Annotated in this window: 18 protein-coding genes; 10 read left to right on the forward strand and 8 right to left on the reverse strand. The window is 62.9% G+C overall.

Annotation, left to right across the window (positions count from 1 at the left end):
- Together ASN89_RS19215 and ASN89_RS19220 are read left to right on the forward strand one after the other, a co-directional pair.
- On the forward strand, window positions 1–1,901 hold a 1,901-nt coding region (locus ASN89_RS19215), incomplete at its 5' end, for an Ig-like domain-containing protein (protein ID WP_235502015.1).
- A gap of 238 nt (window positions 1,902–2,139) precedes the next feature.
- Window positions 2,140–3,165, forward strand: coding sequence for a LacI family DNA-binding transcriptional regulator (locus tag ASN89_RS19220; RefSeq protein ID WP_235502016.1), 1,026 nt, complete (start codon window positions 2,140–2,142; stop codon window positions 3,163–3,165).
- Between the two features lie 167 nt (window positions 3,166–3,332).
- Here the strand turns inward: ASN89_RS19220 and ASN89_RS19225 are convergent, their stop codons facing one another.
- Complete coding sequence (locus ASN89_RS19225) at window positions 3,333–3,719, reverse strand: YidB family protein (protein WP_058050394.1); 387 nt, start codon at window positions 3,717–3,719, stop codon at window positions 3,333–3,335.
- Between the two features lie 294 nt (window positions 3,720–4,013).
- Here ASN89_RS19225 and ASN89_RS19230 point away from each other — a divergent pair, with 294 nt between their 5' ends.
- From ASN89_RS19230 to ASN89_RS19245, 4 genes are all read left to right on the forward strand, one after another.
- Complete coding sequence (locus ASN89_RS19230) at window positions 4,014–4,226, forward strand: hypothetical protein (RefSeq protein ID WP_046685101.1); 213 nt, start codon at window positions 4,014–4,016, stop codon at window positions 4,224–4,226.
- A 109-nt stretch (window positions 4,227–4,335) separates the two neighbouring features.
- On the forward strand, window positions 4,336–5,043 hold the full coding sequence (locus ASN89_RS19235; protein WP_058050395.1) for a hypothetical protein: 708 nt from the start codon (window positions 4,336–4,338) through the stop codon (window positions 5,041–5,043).
- A gap of 87 nt (window positions 5,044–5,130) precedes the next feature.
- Window positions 5,131–5,604: a DUF6328 family protein gene (locus ASN89_RS19240; RefSeq protein ID WP_046685099.1), complete on the forward strand. Its 474-nt coding sequence runs from the start codon at window positions 5,131–5,133 to the stop codon at window positions 5,602–5,604.
- A gap of 265 nt (window positions 5,605–5,869) precedes the next feature.
- Window positions 5,870–8,080: a hypothetical protein gene (locus tag ASN89_RS19245; protein ID WP_058050396.1), complete on the forward strand. Its 2,211-nt coding sequence runs from the start codon at window positions 5,870–5,872 to the stop codon at window positions 8,078–8,080.
- 92 nt (window positions 8,081–8,172) lie between these two features.
- Here ASN89_RS19245 and ASN89_RS19250 read toward each other — a convergent pair whose 3' ends face one another.
- Together ASN89_RS19250 and ASN89_RS19255 are read right to left on the reverse strand one after the other, a co-directional pair.
- Window positions 8,173–8,637, reverse strand: coding sequence for a DUF421 domain-containing protein (locus tag ASN89_RS19250; RefSeq protein WP_046685097.1), 465 nt, complete (start codon window positions 8,635–8,637; stop codon window positions 8,173–8,175).
- 29 nt (window positions 8,638–8,666) lie between these two features.
- Window positions 8,667–9,590, reverse strand: a complete 924-nt coding sequence (locus ASN89_RS19255) for a LysR substrate-binding domain-containing protein (protein ID WP_058050397.1) — start codon at window positions 9,588–9,590, stop codon at window positions 8,667–8,669.
- A 102-nt stretch (window positions 9,591–9,692) separates the two neighbouring features.
- Between ASN89_RS19255 and ASN89_RS19260 the strand changes: the two genes are divergently transcribed.
- From ASN89_RS19260 to ASN89_RS19270, 3 genes are all read left to right on the forward strand, one after another.
- The gene (locus ASN89_RS19260; RefSeq protein ID WP_058050398.1) at window positions 9,693–10,709 is read left to right on the forward strand and encodes an aldo/keto reductase; all 1,017 of its coding nucleotides are present in this window, start codon (window positions 9,693–9,695) and stop codon (window positions 10,707–10,709) included.
- A gap of 19 nt (window positions 10,710–10,728) precedes the next feature.
- Complete coding sequence (locus ASN89_RS19265) at window positions 10,729–11,145, forward strand: SRPBCC family protein (RefSeq protein WP_058050399.1); 417 nt, start codon at window positions 10,729–10,731, stop codon at window positions 11,143–11,145.
- Window positions 11,146–11,439: 294 nt separating this feature from the next.
- Window positions 11,440–12,657 carry an MFS transporter gene (locus ASN89_RS19270; RefSeq protein ID WP_035818476.1) on the forward strand — a complete coding sequence of 406 codons (1,218 nt, stop codon included), beginning with the start codon at window positions 11,440–11,442 and terminating at the stop codon, window positions 12,655–12,657.
- Window positions 12,658–12,708: 51 nt separating this feature from the next.
- Here ASN89_RS19270 and ASN89_RS19275 read toward each other — a convergent pair whose 3' ends face one another.
- The 5 genes from ASN89_RS19275 to ASN89_RS19295 form a co-directional block, all read right to left on the reverse strand.
- Window positions 12,709–13,407, reverse strand: a complete 699-nt coding sequence (locus ASN89_RS19275) for an aspartate/glutamate racemase family protein (RefSeq protein WP_058050400.1) — start codon at window positions 13,405–13,407, stop codon at window positions 12,709–12,711.
- A 64-nt stretch (window positions 13,408–13,471) separates the two neighbouring features.
- Window positions 13,472–13,876 carry a hypothetical protein gene (locus ASN89_RS19280; RefSeq protein WP_058050401.1) on the reverse strand — a complete coding sequence of 135 codons (405 nt, stop codon included), beginning with the start codon at window positions 13,874–13,876 and terminating at the stop codon, window positions 13,472–13,474.
- On the reverse strand, window positions 13,873–14,418 hold the full coding sequence (locus tag ASN89_RS19285; RefSeq protein ID WP_058050402.1) for a hypothetical protein: 546 nt from the start codon (window positions 14,416–14,418) through the stop codon (window positions 13,873–13,875). Before ASN89_RS19285 ends, ASN89_RS19280 begins: the two co-directional genes overlap by 4 nt.
- A 25-nt stretch (window positions 14,419–14,443) precedes the next feature.
- Complete coding sequence (locus tag ASN89_RS19290; RefSeq protein ID WP_058050447.1) at window positions 14,444–15,979, reverse strand: ATP-binding protein; 1,536 nt, start codon at window positions 15,977–15,979, stop codon at window positions 14,444–14,446.
- 11 nt (window positions 15,980–15,990) lie between these two features.
- Window positions 15,991–16,821, reverse strand: coding sequence for an alpha/beta fold hydrolase (locus tag ASN89_RS19295; protein WP_058050403.1), 831 nt, complete (start codon window positions 16,819–16,821; stop codon window positions 15,991–15,993).
- 237 nt (window positions 16,822–17,058) lie between these two features.
- Here ASN89_RS19295 and ASN89_RS19300 point away from each other — a divergent pair, with 237 nt between their 5' ends.
- Complete coding sequence (locus ASN89_RS19300; protein ID WP_058050448.1) at window positions 17,059–18,306, forward strand: PepSY-associated TM helix domain-containing protein; 1,248 nt, start codon at window positions 17,059–17,061, stop codon at window positions 18,304–18,306.
- Window positions 18,307–18,523: the final 217 nt, after the last annotated feature.

Here is an 18,523-nt window from a genome sequence, read left to right on the forward strand (position 1 = left end):
CCCCCCCCGCCCCCCCGCCTGTGACGCCACCCGTAATTCCGCCCGTCACGCCGCCCGAGCCGGCCACCCTGGCCAGCGCCGTCAACCTCGTGTTTTCCAGCACGGAACTGGCCTCGGCGGGCCTGGCCGGCGGCGAAGTGGCCGTCACGGCCCTCGTCAAGGATGGCGCCAACCTCGCTTTGCCCAACGCGAAGATTTCCTTTGCTACCGATTCCGGCATCCTCGGCAGCGTCGATGCCGTGACGGACAAGAACGGCCAGGCGCGCGCCCTGCTGGGCACGGGAGGCGCCAACAGCAACCGCAGCATTACCGTGACGGCCACTGTCGGCACGCGCAGCGGCAAGGGCACGGTAGCGGTCACGGGCAGCACCGTGGAAGTGCTGGGGCCGGCCGCCCTGATGCTGGGCCAGGGCGCCGACCTCACCGTCACCGTGCGCGACTCGGCGCGCAAACCCGTGGCCGGCGCCGCCATCGCCTACAGCACGGGCGCCGGCAACAGCGTGCGTACCAAGGATGGCGGCGCAGCGCTCAGCAATGCACAAGGCCAGCTGGTGCTGCGCCTGACCGCAGGCAGCCTGGGCAGGGACGCCGTGTCCGTCAATGCGCTGGGCGCCGCCGCCACGCAAGCGTATGCCGTGGCCGGCAGCGACCTGCGCCTGAGCCCGGCCGTGGGGCAGGATGCCAGCGGCGCTGACGTGCTGGCGGAAGTGGCCACTCTGGCGTGCCAGCCCATCGACGTGCGCTACGACAAGGCGGGCGTGGCGCAAACGGGCAGCGCCAGCCTGTCGACCTCGCGCGGCAGCCTGTTTGCGGACAGCGCCTGCAGCCAGGCCTTGCCTGCCAGCTTGATGTTCAGCAATGGCAACTTGCCGCGCAGCTATGTGCAATCGGCCAACGCGGGTGTGGCCACCATCACGGCGGCCGTGGCCGGCGGCCCCTCGGCGCAGACGCGGCTGGAATTCGTCACGCCATTGAGCCCTGCCAGCAAACTGGCCGTGCAAGCGGAGCCGGCCGTGCTGCGCGCCAACACGACCACTTCGGCCGACAACGCCAGCACCAGCACCATCAGCGCCGTGGTGCGCGATGGCGCGGCCAACAACCTCGTCAAGAACGCGCCCGTGCTGTTTACCATCTTGAGCGACCCCAGCGGCGGCTACCTGCGGCAAGCGGGCCGCGTGCTGACGGGCAGCGACGGCCTGGCGCGCGCCGAGTACGTGGCGGGACCAGCCGACAGCGGCCGCGATGGCGTGCTGATCCAGGCCCGCATCGAGGGCGCGCGGCAAGCGGCGGCCTCGGCCCTCGTGCGCCTGACGGTGGCACGGCAAGCGCTGTCGATCAAGCTGGGCACGGGCAGCCTGCTGCGCGAATATTCGGCCAGCGTGCTGCAAAAGGACTTTGCCGTGTTCGTTTCCGACAGCGCCGGCAACGCCGTGCCCGGCGTCGCCATCACGGCCGCAGCCTGGCCCAGCCGCTATGCCAAGGGATCTTACGTGTGGCAGGCGGACAAGCCCGAGTTCCCCGACACGGGCGTCTGGCGCCTGGCCCTGCCCAATTACCTCTGCGCCAACGAGGACGTGCTGCGGAATGGCATTTTTGACGCTGCCTACGACCGCAACGGCAATGGCGTGCTCGACCCGGGCATCCCCCTGACCGTCAGCGCCAGCGCCAGCGGCCTGAGCGACGCGCTGGGCATGGCTACCGTCACCGTCAGTTATCCGCGCAACTATGGTTCCTGGGTGAACGTCGCTTTGACTGTGCGGGGCGCGGTCAGCGGCACGGAAGCGAGCGCCACGGCGGACTTGCCCTTACCCACCCTGGCCAGCGACTTCAGCGCCCGCCGCGTGGACCCGCCGGGACGCATCAGCCCCTATGGCAGCGGCCCCTGCGACAGTCCCGATTGAGGAGCAGGCATACCACTTGCCATTAGATCAAATTATTTGCAACATGGATAAGAAAACAGTCTTGCCACATGGAAATATTTTCGCTATGCTCATTTTTCCCGCCCAGGCCGCCACAAGCGGCCGGGCCTGCAGGAATACTTTGAGACAGGTTGCTTGCCAGACCAATATGCGAAAAAAGAATACTGTAGCCCGGACACCCAGCACCGCCACCCGCCCCGTATCCGGCGACGGACGGCGCGTGACCTCGTATGACGTGGCCTTGCTGGCCGGCGTGTCGCAATCGGCCGTCTCGCGCTGCTTCAAGCCGGGCGCCAGCATCTCGCAAGCCACCCACGCCAAGGTCATGCAGGCGGCCATCAGCCTCGACTACATCCCCAATGCGGCCGCGCGCAGCCTGATCACGCGCCGTTCGAATCTGGTGGCCGTCATCATTTCCAACCTGGCCAATCTGTACTATCCGCAAGTATTGTCCGACCTGAGCCAGCAAATCGCCCGCCAAGGCAAGCGTCTCTTATTGTTTACCCTGGAGCGCGAAGCGGACATCGGCAAGGTCTTGTGCGACGTGTGGCAATACCAGGTCGATGGCGCCGTCGTGGCCGCCTGCCTGTCGGACGAGCAGATGGCTGAATTCGGCCGGCGCGACGTGCCGCTGGTGCTGTTCAACCGCAGCCCGCGCGAACACGCCGTGCACGCCGTGCTGTGCGACCAGGGCGAAGCGGCGCGCCTGCTCGTCTCGCGCCTGGCCGAAGCGGGCCACCGCCAGTTCGCCATCATCGATGGCCCCGGCGACTCGGCCGTCGCGCAGGAACGCAAGGCCGGCATGCTGGACCGTCTGCTGACCCTGGGCTTGCCCGCGCCCATCGTCGTCAGCGGCAACTACGATTACGCCAGCGGCGGACGCGGCTTGCGCAAGGTCATCGACCGCCTGGGCCGCGTGCCCGACGCCGTCATCTGCGGCAACGACATCATGGCCATCGGCTGCCTCGACACGGCGCGTCACCAGATGGGCATCGAGGTGCCGCTGCAAATGTCGGTGGCCGGTTTCGATGCGCTGGAAGCTTCGGGCTGGCTCAGTTACGACATCACCACCCTGCGCCAGCCCGTGCAAAAGATGGCCACAGACGCCGTCGCCATGCTGGGCGAACTGATGCAGCGGCGCGGCGGCATCGCCGAGCGGCGCCGCTATTGCTCGTATCTGGTCGAGGGGAGTACGGCCAGGCTGACTGTCGAGCAGCCATATTTCGGCATGATGGCCGCCGCCTGAAAAACGCCCGTGGCGTTGTTGCCTGCCCCTCGCCGTACTATTCGTACTGTCTTCGGGGCCGCGCCTAGCCACAGGCGTTTTTCAGACGCTCGCACTTCTCTGCCAAAAACCTTGCACATAAAAAAACCTCGCATTGCTGCGAGGTTTTTCATTTCAAGGCCAGGGAATCAACCGAAAATCTTGCCCTTGAGCATATTCAAACCCTGGCTGACGAGGTCATTGCCTTCCGGTACCTGACCATCGGGGGTCAGCTTGTCGATCAGCTGGGGCAGCAAGGCGGCCAGGCCGCCCGAGGCCGCGTCCGGTGCGACGCCCGCTTTTTCCGCGATCTGACTGATCGTGTCGCTGCCGAGCGCATCCTTGATCTGTTCGCCGGAGACAGGCGCATTGGCGCCCGTGCCGATCCAGCTGGCCACCTGGTCGCCCAGGCCGCTTTCCTGGAATTTCTGCAGCAGGCCGGGCAAGCCGCCATGCTGGTTGACCAGGTCCATCACACTGGCCATCAATCCCGATGGGGCTTCCCCGTCAGCACTTTTGTTGCCCAAAGCGCTCATCGCCTGTCCTGCAATTTGATCTAGCAAACTCATCGTATTCTCCTGAACGCTATCGATTGGTGCCGCATGACTGCGGCGTCCGGCATGAACGCAGACTATTCTGCGCCATGGAAATCATTATACTATGAATAATAACAATGCTATAATTACAATCCTGAGGCGAACGCACAGATCGCCTCACTGTCGAGGCATCCACCTCCATCATATTTAGTTCGGCCCAACTTGCAAGCGTAAATTGACAGTTTGCAAAAACGTGTAGAATTAATTTTCCCACTTACTGAGGAGTATCAACACATGAACATCAATAAAGCGGTAGACAAGGCTTACGAAAAAAAGACGTTCAAGGAAATCGCTGATGCACCCGTCGATGCGCTGCAAGGCGTGAGCGAGAAGGATGCTGAGCTGCTCAAGCAGGCGTTCAATGTCAAGACCGTGCGCGATCTGGCGAACCTGAAATACTCGAAGTGGGCGCGCGCCATCGTCACCCTGGCCGATACGGAAGAATAAACGGGGCCATGCCGCAGGCATTCCCGTCAGCACAGCCCGCCCGAGACGGCGGGTTTTTTCATTCCGGGCCACTATCGGCTGGCAAGCCGATAGCCTTGCAGAGGCCTCATTGGCTACGCCGCTGACCCTGCCCGGCATCTGCTGGCCCCTGCAAGCGAGCACGGGCCACCTTGCCGTCACCACCCAGCACATCACGGGCCACTTTCGCGCCGGCGCGGGCGAAGACGCCATCATCGTGTGCGATCTGCTGCCAGCCGGAAAGTTCCGCAATGGCGCGGCGCGCCACTGGTGCCGCACGCACCAATGCTACTGGGGCACGCAGGCCGACGTGGCCGACTGGCAGGCAACGCGGCAGATGCGTTGCCGCCAGCACGCCAGCCCCATGGGCTACGTGCTGTATCCGGCGCTGTTCGACCCCAGCCAGTTTCACGCCACAACCTTGCGCCCGGGCCCCGATGGCATGCTGCAACTGCGCGCCAGGGCCGATGACGGCGGCGCCCTGCTGGCGCGCGACACGGCCGCGCTGGCCATCGATTGCCGCGCCCTGCCCGGCCTGTTCCCGCCCGACGTCGTGCAGCTGAACATCACGCCGCCCGCCGCGCAAGCCTTCACCGCCGCCTTGCAGGCGGGCACGCCGCTGGACTGCAGCGACTGCGCCCGCTGCGGCCACCCGCACCTGGACCTGGGCAGCTTCGCGCTGGCGCCGCACCGGCGCCACAGCTGCGGCCATTGCGGCCACGACGCCTCGCACAGCGCCACGGCCATCGTCTCGACGCCCCTGTGGCGGCTGCGCCAACGCTACGCGCAATGGTTCTGACGCAATGCGTCTGAAGGTGCGCCCGCCCACAGTCGGCCTGGTCGCTTGTGCGTAGACTGGCGCCATCACCACCACGAGGACGGCCCCATGCCACAAACGCCACACCAGGATGAAGATGGCCAGCCAGGCGACGAAGGCGACCTGTCCGACCTGCTCAGCGAATTGCGCATCCTCTTGCCGGGCGCGCAGATGCTGACGGCCTTCCTCATCATCCTGCCCTTCAACGGCGGCTTCGCAAAGATCGTGCAGGCGGAAAAAGTCGTTTTCCTGCTGACGTTTTTCCTGTCCATGACCAGCCTGGTGCTGCTTAGCGCGCCAGCCATCCAGCATCGCGTGATGCGCCCGCTGCAAGACCGCGAACGCTTCAAGCGCGTGGCCGACCGCATCATGATGTGCGGCGCTTTTTCCCTGGCGCTGGCGTTTATTTTAGGCACCAACCTAGTGATGTCGGAAGTGTTCGGCCACATCGCCGGCATCATCGCCGGCGTGCTGATGGGGTCACTCATCATTTGCATGTGGTGGTGGCTGCCCCTGCACCTGAAAAGCAGCAAGAATATCTGAGCGAAGCTGGCAGCGCCCGTCCGCGCCCGGCAACTATCGTAGGCATAGTCGCTTTCATATTCTGCGTGTCAATATTTTCCATGGGATCAGAAATTCCTTGCGCCTGCCGTCTCCGAATGACATCAGAGCGATTCGCCCATCCTGGCCATCAGCATGGCTGCCGTCATGCAAATACAGCTTGCGCACATCGACGCCAAGATTAGTATGAATGCAATATTTTGCCTTTATACAAGCAGTATCGATGCCTCATTGAAAGGATGACAACTTGGATCCCGATCTCGACCTCCTCAAGAAACAGATTGAATTGATGGCCTTGCACGCGCAATCGAGCATGGACCCCGCGCAAGCAAGGGCATTCGAGGCGGCGACACGGAAAATGCAGGCGGAGTATGAAGGGGCAAAACGCATCCTGGCCGACAAAAACTCCAGCGCGGATGCTAAGAAATATGCAAAGGACGTCACGGACGCCATCAACAAGAACTTGCCCAATATGGTCAAGGGCGTGCTGTCCGCGGCCAGCGCCTTCAAGTCGGGCGACTATGTCAACGGCAGCGCCGCCATCATGGATATCTGCGCCGCTGGCATGCAGCTGATCGGCAGCCTGTCAGCCGGCGCCAGTCCGTACGGAGCGATATTCGGCGCCCTGTTCAGCATTGTCGGTCAACTGCTCACCTATTTCGGGCCAAAGCAACCTTCTCTCAAGGATCAGATCATTGAGGCGATGAAAGGGTTGAATGCTGATGAAAAACTGCGTGAAGTCAAGGCCAATGGCAGTGCGGTTGATCAATATATGGCGACCATAGGCCGCATCAAACTGGATCTGTCCGAAATTCTGCCGACGCCCTTGAACACGGTGGAGAATCGGGTGAAGGTGCACAAATGTCTCGATAGTTGCATTATTTCAATAAATAATGCGTTTACCATTATTTCCGTTTTATACGACAAATGGATGACCGCCGAATGGCTGAAGGACGAAAAAACCCAGGACCTGGAGAAATGGCCGGAAATCCTCGGCGTTTTCTGCCGCACCTATGCCGATGCGCTGCTCGCCCATGTACTGCTGGAGTCCCTCGTCGACCATGAAATGGTGGGGCGGCAGCTGGAGCAGGCCTCGATTCGAAATCCGGACTACAAGAACACGCCGCACGAGTATGACGCGATCTACGACCGTTTGATACGGCTCGAAGCGGACATGGAGGCGCTGCCCAAGCTGTGGAACGACGGCAATACCCAGATGCTGGAATGCCTGAAGGCGATCGAACCGGTCGCCCGCGACCGGGGCCTGTTCGTTCACCTGGGCACCAACATGAGCAAGAACCTCTACGCCGCGACGGGAAGCACCGTCACGCGGACCGGCGAATGGAAGCCTTTTCAGATCGGCTACGGCAATCGTGGCCGCCGCTTCGCCATGACGATGCCAAAGACGGAGGCGGGCTCGCTGAAGCCGCGCTATCACCTTTTCTTCTGCCAGCACTGGAGCGCGTCCGATAACGGCGACATGGAACACGGCTGGATGGATCCGACCACGATTGAAGTGTCGGGCATGAAAGAAGTATCCGGTGATAAATTCCATGACGTCTGGGCGCTGCCGTCCCCCGACGACAGCCACGCATCGTTCGTCTACACGGCACGCAATGAAGGCAGGCAAGGCTCCATCAAGCTGCATCAATTGAATGACAGCGGAGAGTTGAAGGCCGGAAATTGGCAGCCGGCGACCAAGGCCGGCGTCGTCAACGTCCGCGCCATCACCCATCCGCCCGCGACATTGCCGGATGACCCGGACGGGGCCGCCATGCTGCCTGCCCTCCTGCAAGGGACGGACCATTACAACTCCATCATGTACGGCGCCCTTGCCGCTTCCGGCGAGCTTTACGTCGACCAGTCAAATACCCGCTGCTACGTGCCAGCGCCGTGGGGCAGCTATACCGGTATCGATGTCGATCCCTACTACGTCTGGGTTTTCGGGCCGATGGGCCTGGCGTGCGCCACGCACGCCTCGGTCATCAGCTGTATACGCGGCATCATCAAATCGCCCAGATGGATCAGCCATATCCCCGAAGCGCTGATCGGCGACACGCATACCCATCCGGGCAAAACGTGGTGGGACAGATATACCCAGACGAGGATTCCCTACCCGCCGCTGATCGGCATCCAGTCGCTGTCGCCGTGCAAGGATGGCACCCTGTTCGCCAGCATCACGACACGCACAGTTACACCTGCACAACGTGGCGGAGAAGTCGCTTACATCGCGACCGATACGCCAGCCCTGTACACAGCCCTCTACAGCATCAATATCAAGGATGGCAGCCTCAACGTGGGGCCGTGGAGCAAGCTGCCCGGCGGCCCGCAGGCGCAACAGGTCCAGAAGATGGCCATCCCCTGCTGGTCGCTATTTGCAAGTTTGAAAGCACAGCTGGCCAAGACGCCTGTCATGGCCCCGCCTCCGCTGCGAACTGCCCGACAGACCACGCTGTAAGCCTGCCCTGCCGCCTTGGCTCGCCGTGGCGGCAGGAATCACACAGATAGCAGGCGACGCACGGCGGAAGGAAACGCAGCGTGGGCAAGCCGCTAGCCCGCCTTTTGCAAAATGGTGATCTTGCCGTCCGCTTCCAGGAACGCGCATTTCATGTCAGCCAACGGACAATCGGCCTCGCGCAGCGCCTGCTCCACATCGCCGCCGGCCACCCGGCATTTCTTGACGACATCCTCAAAAATCTGCCCGTCGCGCCCCAGCAGCACGGGCGTGCCGTCGACCAGCTCGGCGAACTTGCGGCTGCGCGAACTCAGCCATGCGATCAGCATGTTGAGGCAGATCAGGGTCAATGCCAGTACCAGGCCGGCAGGAACGGAATCGTCGCCTCCGGACAAGGAATTCGATACGGCTTCGCTCAGCAGCATGACGACGAGCAAATCGAACGGCGTGAATTGCCCCACCGTCCGCTTGCCCGTCATGCGCACCATCAGCAGCAAGGCAAGGTAGACGATGACGGCGCGCGCCACCAGTTCCCACACCGGCACATCCAGATCGAACATGGCAATCTCCCCACAGATGATTGCCTTATTTATACGTCTTTTTGCTCCGGCATGGCCACACCGCTGGCCTGCTCCAGCAAGGTTTCACGGAAAATCCCCACCAGCGGACGCAGGTTGACCTTGTGCCAGGCCAGCCACAAGGGCGTGCGATAGCTGAACCACGGCAGTGCGCGCACGATCACGCCGGCCGGCGCGTGCTGGCGCAAGCTGTGCTGGATCATGGCCATGCCCAGCCCGGCCGCCACCAAACCCAGCGCCGTCAGCGGTTCCGTCGCTTCCATGCGGATATCGGGCGTAAAACCGGCGCGCGCGCAGGCGGCGATGAAGTTATCGTGTTTCAGCACGCTTTCCTTGTGCAGTACGGCAATCCACTCCTGGCCCGCCAGGTCCTCAGGCGTCAGCTCCGCCTTGTGCGCCAGCGGATGCGTTTCCGGCAAGGCCAGCAGCATGGGGTCGCTCAGCACTTGCGCGCAATCGAGGTCCGGGTCGTCCGGCAGCGGCGGTTCGCACAGCAGCGCGATATCGAGACTGCGCTGGCGCAAGCCCTCGATTTGCTCGGCCGAATGCAGGTTGTACAGGGCGATGTGCACCTGCGGGCGCGTGGCGCGCAAGGCGCGCAAGCCATCGGGCAACACGCCCGCATGCATGGCGTTCTCGATGTAGCCGATGCACAGGCCGCCCTCGTCGCCCCGTCCCAGGCGTTTCGCCAGGGCTTCCAGGCGATTCCCGTGAGTAATGAAAGCGCGCGTTTCGGCCAGGAAAGTATGGCCGTCGCGCGTGAGGCGGATGCGCTGCGCGCTGCGCTCGAACAGGGTCAGGCCCAGCCTGTCTTCAAGCTGGGCGATTTGCCGGCTCAGCGGCGATTGGGAAATATGCAGGCGCTCGGCGGCCCGCCCCACGTGTTCTTCCTCGGCCACGGCGATGAAGTATTGCAATTGGCGGATGTCCAGCATGTAAGACCTTTCAGGACTCAAGTTACGCCAATTATGTCTTGGACAGGCTTAACTTGTCCAGCTATTCTGTCTTCACTGATCCACACATTGAAGGAAAACATCATGAGTATCAAACACTTACTGACAGGCAAACTGGGTTTCGGCACGGCGCCGCTGGGCAATATGTTCCGCAACATTCCCGAGCAAGAAGCGCTGGCGACCGTCGACGCGGCCTGGGAATCGGGCATCCGCTACTTCGATACGGCCCCGTTCTACGGCGCCGGCCTGGCCGAGCTGCGTCTGGGCGCCGCCCTGAAGCAGCGCCGCCGCGACGAATACGTACTGAGCACCAAGGTCGGTCGCCTCATCCTCGATGAACTGGAAGACCCGGCAAGCCGCGAACTGGGCGAAAAAGGCGGCTTGTTCGAATTTGGCCGCAAGAACAAAATCGTCGATGACTACTCGGCCGACGCCACCCTGCGCTCGATCGAAGACAGTTTGAAACGCCTGGATACGGACCACCTCGACATCGTCTGGGTACACGACATCGCCCAGGATTTTCACGGCGACAACTGGCTGACGCAATTTGAAACTGCCCGCACGGGCGCCTTCCGTGTGCTGACCCGCTTGCGTGAAGAAGGCGTCATCAAGGCCTGGGGCGTGGGCGTGAACAAGGTGGAGCCGCTGGAACTGACCCTGGACCTGGCCGAAGCCCGGCCCGACGCCTTCCTGCTGGCCGGACGCTACACTCTGCTCGACCATGAACGGGCGTTGCAGCGATTGATGCCTGCCGCGGCCAAACAAAACGTCGACATCGTCGTCGGCGGCCCCTACAGCTCGGGCATCCTGGCCGGCGGCGCGCATTTCGAATACCAGAAAGCCTCGCCCGAGATCATCGCGAAAGTGGAACGCATCAAGGCGATTGCCGCGCGCCACGGCGTCAGCGTGAAGGCGGCCGCCCTGCAATTCTCGCTGGCCAACCCGGCCGTGGCTGCCGTGATCCCCGGCGCCAGCCGTCCGGAACGCCTGGCCGAAGACCAGCAAGCATTGAACAGCATCATCCCCGCCGCCTTCTGGCAAGACATGCGCGCCGAGCAACTGGTGTCGGCATTCGCGCCGCTGCCAACTGGCAGCAACTAATATATAAAGGAAGACCATCATGGCCCATACCACCACCTCGATCGACATCGCCGCCACGCCGGCGCAAGTGTGGCAACTGATCGGCGGCTTCAACTCGCTGCCCGACTGGCTGCCCTACATTCCCAGCAGCACATTAAGCGACGGGGGCCGCATACGCCACCTGGCCAATCCGGCCGGCGACGTCATCGTCGAGCAGCTGGAAGCGTACGACAATGCGGCGCGCAGCTACAGCTATTCCATTCTGCAGGCGCCGTTTCCCGTCACGGATTACCTGTCCAACCTGCAAGTGAGCGCAATTCCCGGCAGCGATGGCGCGCGGGTCACCTGGTCGGGCCGCTTCACGCCGGTCGGCGTGGGCGAGCAGGAAGTGACGGACCTGTTCCACGGCATCTACGTGGCGGGCCTGGAAGCGCTGCAGCAATCATTATCGAAGTAACACACCACAAAGACCATTTCCGCCACAGCCAGCGTTTCTTCGCCTGCCCTGTGGCGGAATCGCGCAGATTCCGTGTTATCGTTAACAACAAGAGCAATCGCGGTTGTGTGCAGTGCAGCAGATTTCAGCCATCGCCCAGCAGAGCTTGCCCGAATCTTTTACAATGTTGTCTTTGGGCAGTTCCTGTAGCCCGAAAATACCGGCCGGCCGTCGACTCCGGTGGCGCATTGCCACTTCCGGCCGGGCCACAGCGCGCCTCTCCACCCTGTCATTCTTTACCCAACTAACAAGAACATGCACGCCTCCGTAGACCCATTGATTCCGCGCGTCACCGCGCCTTTTGGCGCTGGTTATGCCGACCTGGCCCTGGCCATCGGCGGCCTCGCCATCGGTACGGGCGAATTTGCCTCCATGAGCATCCTGCCCGTGGTGGCTGACGACCTGGGCACGACCTTGCCGCAGATGAGCCACATGATCAGCGCCTATGCGCTGGGCGTGGTCGTCGGCGCACCCCTGATCACGATCTTCCTGGCCCGCATGCCGCGCCGGCTGATGCTGATCTGTCTGATGCTGATGTTCGCTGGTGGCAACTTGCTCAGCGCCATCGCCCCCAACTATGGTTTGCTGGTCGTGGCGCGTTTTGTCGCCGGCATCCCGCACGGCGCCTATTTCGGCGTGGCGGCACTGGTGGCGGCCGCCCTGGCCGAACCGGACAAGCGGGGCCAGGCCGTGGCCCGTGTCCTGATGGGCTTGACCGTGGCGAATATCTTCGGCGTGCCGCTGGCCACGTATATCGGCCAGACTCTGGGCTGGCGCTCGGCCTTCTTGCTCGTCGCGGCGCTGGGCTTGCTGACCATGCTGATGGTGCGCATCTTCGTGCCGATGGTCGCCGCCGGCGATTCGAGCCCGCGCCGCGAACTGGGCGTGTTCCGCCGTCTGCAAGTGTGGCTGACCCTGCTGATGGTGGCGATCGGCTTCGGCGGCATGTTCGCCGTCTACACGTTTATTACGCCAACCTTGCTGGAAATCACGAAAGTGTCCCCCCTCGTCATTTCCATCTTGCTGGCCATCATCGGCGTCGGCATGACCGTGGGTAATCTGATCGGCGGCTGGCTGGCCGACCGTTCGCGCCTGTGGACCATCTTCGGCGTGCTGCTGTGGAATGTGGCCGCCCTGGCCGCCTTTACCTATACCAGCAGCAATGTGTGGCTGACGGCGATCAACCTGTTCGCCATCGGCGCCGGCATCGCCGTCGCCCCGGCCGTACAGACGCGTCTGATGGACGTGGCTGGCGACGCGCAAACCGTGGCCGCCGCCCTCAACCATTCCGCCTTCAACATCGCCAACGCCCTGGGCGCCTGGGCCGGCGGCATCGCCATCGCCATGGGCATGGGCTTGCGCTCGACGGGCTGGGTCGGCGCCATGCTGGCCTGCGGCGGCATCGTCGTGCTCGGCATTTCCGTGCTGGTGGAAAACCGCAGCCGCAATGTGGGCGGCGCGCAGCCGGCCTAATCCGTTCAGTGAGCGGCGGCCTGTTCAGGTGGCCGTTCACTGCCCGCTCGTCTAGTGCTCGATGGCAAACGCCACCGCTGCCTCGCAGTGAATCGCCGTGGTATTAAATAGCGGCAAGTCGACATCGCCGGGCTTGACCAGCAAGGGAATCTCCGTGCAGCCCAGAATCACGCCCTGCACGCCTTGCAGCCGCAGTTTCTCGATGATATCCAGAAAGATATTCCGGCTGGCGTCAGTAACAATATTCTGCACCAGTTCCGTGTAGATGATGTCGTGGACGACTTCCTGGTCGGTCGCATCGGGCGTCACCGTGGCGATGCCCAATTGCTCCAGCGCGTCGTGATAAAAGCGGCCCGCCATGGTCTGCTTTACGCCCAGCAAGCCGACCTTGCGCAAGCCCGACTGCTGCACCCGCTTCGCCGTCTCCTCGACGATGCTGATGAAAGGCAAGCCGATCCCCGGCACAACGGCCGGCGCGAAACGGTGTGCGCCATTCGCGCATAGCAGGAAAAAATCCGCGCCCATACCTTGCAGGCGCCGCCCTTCCTTGACCAGGAAGTGCTCGATGGCGTGCGAATCGGCTTGCGCCGCGTGCGCAACGAAATCGGCCTGGTCCAGGCTGACCAGCATGATGCGCGCGCTATGCGCGGGGCCGATGCGCGCCACCAGCATTTCATTGAGCAGGCGGTAGTATTCCAGGGTGGAGGCCCAGCCGATGCCGCCGATGAGCCCTATGGTTTTGTGTTGCACGTTATTCCCGGCGAAATGATTTGCGCAAATTATACGGTGACCAAGCCCGGCCATGCACTTGCCATCAAGCGTCCAGCCACAGAAACAAGGCCTTATCCGGCGTGGCGGATCGATGCCAGTTCGCTTTCAACTCCATCAGGAATCCTGCCAGATCGACGGGGTTGACTTCCAGTCCAGCCCATGGCGCGGTTTGCGCCCACGCCACCGCGATATCGGCCAGGTCGTCGGCCGCTATCCGGTCGAGCGCCTGCCCTATTGCAGTACTGAACACGTACAGATCGCCCCCCAGAATAGGCACGGACCTAAGGACAGACGCCGTCGAGTGCGTCAACAATTGCCCCAGCGACGCAAAATCCAGTTCCCCAGGCAAGGTGATGCCGGTGACAGGAAAGGAGTCGAAGGCATCCTGCCAGCTGGCACATGAGCGTATTTCTGTATCGGAACAGACAAAAATATCGATTTTTTTCATGGGACAGTCAGAGGCCCGCCTGCGGCGCCGGTCGCATCATGCCGGTTCGACGTCTCGCGGCTGTATGCGCTCTCAAACGCGGCCAGGCTCTCCGCTTGCGCCCACAGGCTGGCGACATAGTGAAATTCATCTTCGAACGGCTGCTCGAAATCGGCCACGTCCGTCGCGTATTCACAATTGCGGCTTAGCATGACGAGCCAGTCGGGATAATCGAGCGCCGGGTACAAGCGGGTCAAGATGGCATCGAGCGACAACACGCTTTCGCTCCCTGCCAGATAAGCTGAGCGCAACTCGACAATGTATTTGCCAGCCAGAAATTGCTGCTCGAGCCGCTGCGCGCCACGGTAGCGCTCGATGATCACGTCGGCCAGCGGCAGCACCTCGTCAACACCGCGGGCGCTGGCCAGCAGCACGACCTCGAGGTCGTCGCCTTCCTGGTCCAGGCGCAGGCGTTCCACGGCCCAGTCGACGCAGCGGTCCGCCGGGGCAAAACCCATGCTCAGCTGGAAAACGGCGATTTCAAGTTCTGTCAGTTGTTGCATGTCTTTCATTTTTCTGATGCCCTCCTCACCCCACCTGCAGCATCTTTTGCAGCACCGCATCGAGCTCATAAAAATCCACAGGTTTGGTCAGGTGCAGATCAAATCCCGCATCGGATGCCATCTGGCGGTCCTTATCCTGGCCCCAGCCCGTGACGGCCACGAGGATGGCGTGCTGGCCGCAGGCCTGGCTGCGCAACAGCCGCGCCACGTCGTAGCCGTTCATGTCCGGCAAGCCGATGTCGAGCAGGATGACTTGCGGCATGAACACTTGCGCGGCCGCCATGCCGGCCGGGCCGTCGTAGGCCGTGCGCACTTCATAGCCGAGGATGTCGAGCGCCAGCGCCAGGCTTTCGGCCGCGTCGGCGCTGTCGTCGATAACCAGCACCTTGCCTTCGCGCGTGCCGGCAAGCAAGCGGCGATTGGGCTCGGGCGGCGCTTGCAGCGGCACGGCGGGCAGCGGCAGGCGCAAGGTGAAGGTGCTGCCCAGCCCGACGCCATCGCTGTGCGCGCTGATGCTGCCGCCATGCAATTCGGCCAGGCCGCGCACCAGCGACAGGCCGATGCCCAGGCCGCCCTGGGCCCGCGACAGGGCCGGCTCCAGCTGAGAAAACATGTCGAAGACCTTGTCCAGGTGCTCGGGCGCGATGCCGATGCCCGAATCGCGCACGGTAATGTTCACTTCGTTGTCCGTGCACGCCACTTCCAGGCCGATGACGCCGTTGGCAGGCGTGTATTTGACGGCGTTGGTCAGCAGGTTGGCGACCATCTGCCCCAGACGCGTGGCATCGGCGTCGAGCCAGATGGCTTGCGGCCATTGCTCCACGTGCACCTCGTGGCCGGACTGCGCCGCCAGCTCCGCCACGCTGTGCAGGGCCGCTTCCACCACGGGGGCCAGTTCCACGCTGGCGCGGCGCAGTTCCAGGCGCCCCCGTGTGATGCGCGACACTTCCATCAAATCGTCGACCAGGTGCGTCATGTGGCCCACTTGCCGGCCCAGCACGTCGCGGGCCCAGCGCAGCTGCGGATCGTCCAGCTGCGTCAGGCGCAGCACTTCCAGCACATTACGCATGGGCGCCAGCGGATTGCGCAGCTCGTGCGCCAGGGTCGCCAGGAACTCGTCCTTGCGCCGGTCGGCGGCCGCCAGCTGCTCGTTGAGCTCGCCAGCCTCCTTGCGCGCCAGTTGCAGCTGCTGTTCGTATTTGCGCCGGTCGCTGGCGACAAAGACGGCGATCTCGTCATAACGCACGCCCTCGTGCACGCGGCGCACGGCGTTGAACAGCATGGGGATCGACTGCCCTTGGCGCTGGCGCATGTCGAGCAGGATTTCCGACACGCTGCCCTGCACCTGCATCAAGGGCAGCCAGTGCGTCTGGTGGAATACGCGCCCGCCGATGGTCAGCAAGTCCTGCAGTTTCTTTTTTCCGAGCAATTCCGCGGCGCCATAGCCGAGCCAGCCGCAAAAGGTGGCGTTCGCCTGCACGATGGTGCCGTCGGCCGTGCATAGCAGCAAGCCGCAGGCGGCGTGCTGGAACAAGGTATTGGTATCAGGCAAGGAAGGCATCGTGTCGCGCATTACAGGTGCAGGCCGTCGAGAAAATGGCGGATGGCGCGGTAGCTGGCATCGGGCACGCTCATGTGCGGGCAATGGCCTACATTGTCGACCACGTGCAGGCTGCTGAGCGGCAGCATCTCGCGCAAGTATTCGCCCACGGACGGCGGCGCGATGAAGTCGTCGCTGCATTGCACGATCAGGGCCGGCGTGCTGTTGTGTGGCAAGACGGCGCGGTGGTCGGACAAAAACGTGGTTTGCGCAAAATGCCAGGCGATGGCCGGGTCCGTGCGGCAAAAACTGTTCACAAGATCTTCTCCCAACCCCGGCTGCCCGGACGCGCCCATGATGGCAGGCGCCATGCTGGCGGACCAGCCCAGGTAATTGCTGTCCATGGCGCCAAGCAAGTCGTCGATATCGGCACGGCTGAAGCCGCCCCGGTAGCCGGCCGCCGCATCGTCGACATAGCACGGCGACGGCGCCAGCATGACTTGCGCGGCGAACAGGTCCGGCTCGGCGATGGTGGCCAGCAAGGCGCTCATGGCACTGACGGAATGGCCGACGCAAATCACGGGACCTCCGCCAACGGCATGGATGACCTGGCGCAAATCAGCGCCATGCGCGCCGAGCCGCGCGTAGCGATCGAAATCATAGGCGTCCAGGTCGGAAGCGCCGCTGCCGACCAGGTCGAACAGCACGGTGCGGTAGTGCGGACGAAACAGCGGTTCCAGGTAGCGCCACATGGTCTGGTCGCAGCCAAATCCATGCATGAACACCATGGTGGCTGCCGCGCCCGCCAGCGGCGCATCGTTGCGTTCGTGCACGCGGACATTGTTCCGATCTTCTATACGCATACCGCTTCAACCTTGAATATTTCCATGTGGAACGTAAATTAACTTCTTGCTAGCATCTTAGCATGCGGTTTTTGTACAGGGCCAGCAGCATCGTCGCTGGACAAACTCTGCGCCACGGCGGATAATGAGAACGATTCCCATTATCAAAATACCAGGCCTGTGCCTGGTTCTTACTGTGCGCCGCCATGGCGTCCGCTGGCGGCAACAAGCCGGTTTCATGTTGAAGGTTTGTACCGCATGCGCGCTTTCTGGACTGTCATACACCGCTGGGCTGGTCTCACCATCGCCCTCTTCCTCATCGTTGCGGGCCTGACGGGCGCCGTCACGTCGTGGGACCACGAACTGGATGAATGGCTCAACGCCGACATCATGGAAACGCCGGGCCGCGGCCCCCTGCAGCGGCCGTTCGTGCTGGCGCAAAAAGTGGCCGCCGCCGATCCGCGCGTGGAAGTCAATTACATGACCCTGGGCCTGGAGGAAGGCCATGCGGCCGCCTTCATGGTGCGCCCGCTCACCGATCCGGCCACGAACAAGCCGTTCGTGCTCGACTACAACACGGTCTACATCGACCCCGTCACGGCGCAGATCACGGGCACGCGCGATTCGACGGCCATTTCCCTGTCGCGCCGCAGCCTGATGCCGTTCTTGCGCCACCTGCACTACAGCCTGCACGTGCCCGCCTTCTGGGGCATGGACCGCTGGGGCTACTGGCTGATGGGCACGGTTGCCCTCATCTGGCTGCTCGACAGCATGGTGGCGTTTTATCTGACCACGCCGCGCCGTTTGCGCCCGCGCGCGCAGGACGAGGCGCCGCGCCACCGCGACGCCGCCAACTGGTGGCAGCGCTGGAAACCGTCGTGGGTGGTGCGCTGGGCGGCCGGCGGCTACAAGCTCAATTTCGACTTGCACCGCGCGGGCGGCCTATGGGTGTGGGCCATCATCATCGTCGTCGCGTTCACGTCGTTCTCGCTGAACCTGTACCGCGAAGTGTTCTATCCCGTCATGTCGCTCGTCTCGACCACCACGCCGGGCCCGTACGAAACGCAGACGCCGGCGCCCTACGGCGCGTATATCACGCCCGCGATCGGCTTCGAGCAAGCCGTGTCCATCGCCAAAAAGCAAGCCGTGCAGCGCGGCATCACGGCGCCCATCGGCGGCATTTATTACGGCGGCAATTACTCGTTCTATAACGTCTCATTTTTTGATCCCGCCGATGAATTCGGCGCGGCCGGCATGGGCTTGTCGAACCTCTACGTCGACGGCATGGACGGCAGCATCATCGGCCAGCACAAACCGTGGGAAGGCACGGCCGCCGACGTCTTCGTGCAACTGCAATTCCCACTGCACTCGGGCCGCATCCTCGGCATGCCGGGACGCATCATGATGTCCTTCATGGGTGTCATGGTGGCGATGCTGTCGGTGACGGGCATCGTCATCTGGGAAAGAAAACGGCGTTCGCGCCGGCTGCAGGCGAAAATGCCATAGCAATCCACCTGAAGCAACCGCTCCACAAGGGCGCAGGCGGACTCATTCAGCCTGCGCCGCACACGCGCAACGCGCAACTAATAATAGCGGCCATCCCACCTCCTCACTTTGCTACACGGTAGCCGGCACATGCCGGCTGTCCGCGCTACTCTTTCCATGCGACTAATGCAGTTTACTTGCAATAACATGACGCGCCAACTATTATTGCAACTCAATT

This window comes from Janthinobacterium sp. Ant5-2-1 (genome assembly GCF_001445815.1).
GTDB classification, from domain to species: domain Bacteria; phylum Pseudomonadota; class Gammaproteobacteria; order Burkholderiales; family Burkholderiaceae_D; genus Janthinobacterium; species Janthinobacterium lividum_E.

What these genes read in the sequence shown, in the direction of transcription:
- ASN89_RS19225 (WP_058050394.1), bottom strand. Translation starts at nt 3,719, where the DNA reads ATGAGCGCTTTGGGCAACAAAAGTGCTGACGGGGAAGCCCCATCGGGA.
- ASN89_RS19230 (WP_046685101.1), top strand. Translation starts at nt 4,014, where the DNA reads ATGAACATCAATAAAGCGGTAGACAAGGCTTACGAAAAAAAGACGTTC.
- ASN89_RS19240 (WP_046685099.1), top strand. Translation starts at nt 5,131, where the DNA reads ATGCCACAAACGCCACACCAGGATGAAGATGGCCAGCCAGGCGACGAA.
- ASN89_RS19250 (WP_046685097.1), bottom strand. Translation starts at nt 8,637, where the DNA reads ATGTTCGATCTGGATGTGCCGGTGTGGGAACTGGTGGCGCGCGCCGTC.
- ASN89_RS19255 (WP_058050397.1), bottom strand. Translation starts at nt 9,590, where the DNA reads ATGCTGGACATCCGCCAATTGCAATACTTCATCGCCGTGGCCGAGGAA.
- ASN89_RS19260 (WP_058050398.1), top strand. Translation starts at nt 9,693, where the DNA reads ATGAGTATCAAACACTTACTGACAGGCAAACTGGGTTTCGGCACGGCG.
- ASN89_RS19265 (WP_058050399.1), top strand. Translation starts at nt 10,729, where the DNA reads ATGGCCCATACCACCACCTCGATCGACATCGCCGCCACGCCGGCGCAA.
- ASN89_RS19270 (WP_035818476.1), top strand. Translation starts at nt 11,440, where the DNA reads ATGCACGCCTCCGTAGACCCATTGATTCCGCGCGTCACCGCGCCTTTT.
- ASN89_RS19280 (WP_058050401.1), bottom strand. Translation starts at nt 13,876, where the DNA reads ATGAAAAAAATCGATATTTTTGTCTGTTCCGATACAGAAATACGCTCA.
- ASN89_RS19285 (WP_058050402.1), bottom strand. Translation starts at nt 14,418, where the DNA reads ATGCAACAACTGACAGAACTTGAAATCGCCGTTTTCCAGCTGAGCATG.
- ASN89_RS19290 (WP_058050447.1), bottom strand. Translation starts at nt 15,979, where the DNA reads ATGCCTTCCTTGCCTGATACCAATACCTTGTTCCAGCACGCCGCCTGC.
- ASN89_RS19295 (WP_058050403.1), bottom strand. Translation starts at nt 16,821, where the DNA reads ATGCGTATAGAAGATCGGAACAATGTCCGCGTGCACGAACGCAACGAT.
- ASN89_RS19300 (WP_058050448.1), top strand. Translation starts at nt 17,059, where the DNA reads ATGCGCGCTTTCTGGACTGTCATACACCGCTGGGCTGGTCTCACCATC.